This window comes from Lysobacter olei (assembly GCF_054777355.1).
The window spans coordinates 1-1,198 of record NZ_BAAHAT010000019.1 but is presented as its reverse complement, the minus strand read 5'-3'; the positions used below and the strand labels follow the sequence as shown (position 1 = coordinate 1,198).

The following is a 1,198-nucleotide window of genomic DNA, read 5'->3' as shown; positions in this document are numbered from 1 at the left end:
ATAAGATTGCCCTATATTCTCTTTCTTTTATTATTAAATCTAGTCGTCTACTTAATATATCTATAAAAGTATTCTCTATTCCTTTATAATATTATATCCTGAAGTTATAGTACGCCAAGGTCTCTATATACTATCTTGATTGTTGTTAAGTTAATTCCTTTATGGTCATAAAGTATATCAGGTTCTGGTGATTACTTATTACTATAACTTGGTATTTAGCTCCTTATAATTCTTATCTCTATTTCTTAAATATAATAATAATTACTAATAATTCCTTATTATAGATATTGTAATTCTATTCCGTAGGTGTTATTATCCTAGTATAGTATACTATAAGTTGTAGTTTTCCGTTTTCGTCTTTTTATTATAACCTAGCTCTAATAGCGTAGTCTAATGCGTCTGTATCGATATATACTTCTTTGTCTAGGTCGAAGTATAATCACATATCTCCTTATCTAAACTTTTCTTTTAGTTCTTGGAATGCTGATTCTTCCCGTTTGGTCCATAGGAATTCTTTTCCTTTTCTGAATAGTTCCGTCAATGGTTTCGTGATTGCTGAGAATCGGTGGATATATTGTCGGTAGTAGTTCGCAAGTCCGTGAAACTGCTGAACTTCTTTCACTGTCGTCGGTGTAGGCCATTCGTCAATTGCTTTGATCTTGTCCGGGTCCATCTGGATTCCTTTGGTCGATATGACATGTCCTAGAAACTTGACTTCTTGTCTGTAAAACTCGCATTTTGATACTTTGAGGTATAGGTTATACTTCTATAGTCGCTTAAGTATTATTCTGACTTTTTCCATATAGTCCTCGCGGCTTCCTTTAGTAAAGATAAGGATATTATCTAAGTATACTATCATAAATATATCTAGATATTCGCGTAGTACGTTATTAATAAATACTTAGAATATTACTAGTGCGTTAGTTAATCTAAAAGGTATAACCTAGTATTTATAAAGTCTAAATCTCGTTCTGAATGCGGTTTTCTATTCTTCTCCTTTCTTGATGCGTATCCGGTGATAGGCTTCTCGTATATCTAATGCTATAAACTATATAGTGCCTCTAAATCGACTCTATAGTTCTTTAATTAGGGGTAAAGGGTATCTATTTTTAACTATTATATCGTTAAGTTATCTATAATCTACGTATAGTTGTAGTGATCTATCCTTTTTTAGTATAAAGATAATTAGGTATCCTAC

At 31.6% G+C, this 1,198-nt stretch carries 1 protein-coding gene; it reads right to left on the bottom strand.

Annotated elements, in window-relative coordinates; all coding sequences use genetic code 11:
* Nucleotides 1–451: 451 nt before the first annotated feature.
* Nucleotides 452–673 carry a hypothetical protein gene (locus ACYVBS_RS14600; RefSeq protein ID WP_460824495.1) on the bottom strand — a complete coding sequence of 74 codons (222 nt, stop codon included), beginning with the start codon at nt 671–673 and terminating at the stop codon, nt 452–454.
* Nucleotides 674–1,198: the final 525 nt, after the last annotated feature.

What these genes read in the sequence shown, in the direction of transcription:
- ACYVBS_RS14600 (WP_460824495.1), bottom strand. Translation starts at nt 673, where the DNA reads ATGGACCCGGACAAGATCAAAGCAATTGACGAATGGCCTACACCGACG.